Source organism: Alloscardovia omnicolens DSM 21503, from assembly GCF_000420505.1.
In the GTDB taxonomy this organism is placed as follows: domain Bacteria; phylum Actinomycetota; class Actinomycetes; order Actinomycetales; family Bifidobacteriaceae; genus Alloscardovia; species Alloscardovia omnicolens.
Genome location: NZ_ATVB01000043.1, coordinates 1 through 1161 on the forward strand (window position 1 = coordinate 1; position 1161 = coordinate 1161).

The window sequence follows — 1161 nt, forward strand, 5'->3', positions numbered from 1 at the left end:
TTCATCCCCACAAATCTCAATTTACTGAGAAAACTTACGCTATATATCTCCTATGTGACTCTCGCACGTTGTTTTGGTTGACTATCGCATACTGCATAGTTGTATCAATTTGAGAATGTCCTAGGATTTTCTGTACTTGTTCCACAGGCATTCCCTTATCTATAGCCCTCGTTGCCATAGTTCTGCGGAACTTATGCGGGTGGATTCTTTCCATTCCAAGCGCTCTACCTAGCAAGCGCAAACGCACCTCTACTCCACTTATTTTGAGTCTACGATGTGGTTTATCAAGCGATACGAAGAGTGCATTATTAGAATCATGGCGTGTCAACAGATATTCCTGAAGATGAATTTTTGTTTTAGCATCGAAATACACACGCCGTTCTTTATCCCCTTTACCGAGGACGATGCATTCACGTTCATTGAAATTTATATCTTCGATATTGAGATGGACGAGTTCACCTACTCTTATTCCAGTTGAATAAAGTAAGTCAATAATTGCAACGTCTCGCTTGCATATACACTCATCTCTGAGTCTTTCAATGTCTTCATCAGTGATAATACTCTTGACCGTCTTCGTTGTCTTAATTTTATGGATTCTACGCATTGGACTTTTGAGGATATAATCTTCCTCTTCCAACCATGAAAAGAAACTTGAAATATTGCGACGAATATTATCTACTGTGACTTTACTGCAATTATTGATTGTTTGATAATCAACAAGATACTGGCGAATCATCTCAGTTGAAATTTTTCTAATAGGATCAACCAGCTTACCCAGCAGATGCTCAACCGTTGCTTTGTAATATTGAATTGTACGTTCTGAACACCCTTCTATACGCTTAGCATTGAGGAACATTGCTAGGTATTCGTGATTATCAACTGCGTTCTGTACCAGACGGTTCTCACTCAAATGTCGTAAAAGTACCTCTTGCAGCTTTTTAAGCTGGCTGGCGTTGAGAGTTTCTCCCATAGCATCAAGAATGCTAACGATTTTTTCTTCCATACTTAATTTACCTCCGTTTCTCAGAAGTAAATCACCAGCCAGCTAATTACAATTCAGATATATCAACCCTTCTAACCAAAATATTCTTGCATCAACGAATCAAACAGAGTCTGCGCTTCATCAAGTGCTTTCTGTACTGCAACTTTTGATTTGTCGAC

The 1161-nt window shown here is 38.9% G+C and carries 1 protein-coding gene; it reads right to left on the reverse strand.

Annotated features, from left to right (window positions below):
* Positions 1-34: 34 nt before the first annotated feature.
* Positions 35-1003: a site-specific tyrosine recombinase/integron integrase gene (xerA, locus tag G464_RS0108255; protein ID WP_021617828.1), complete on the reverse strand. Its 969-nt coding sequence runs from the start codon at positions 1001-1003 to the stop codon at positions 35-37.
* Positions 1004-1161: the final 158 nt, after the last annotated feature.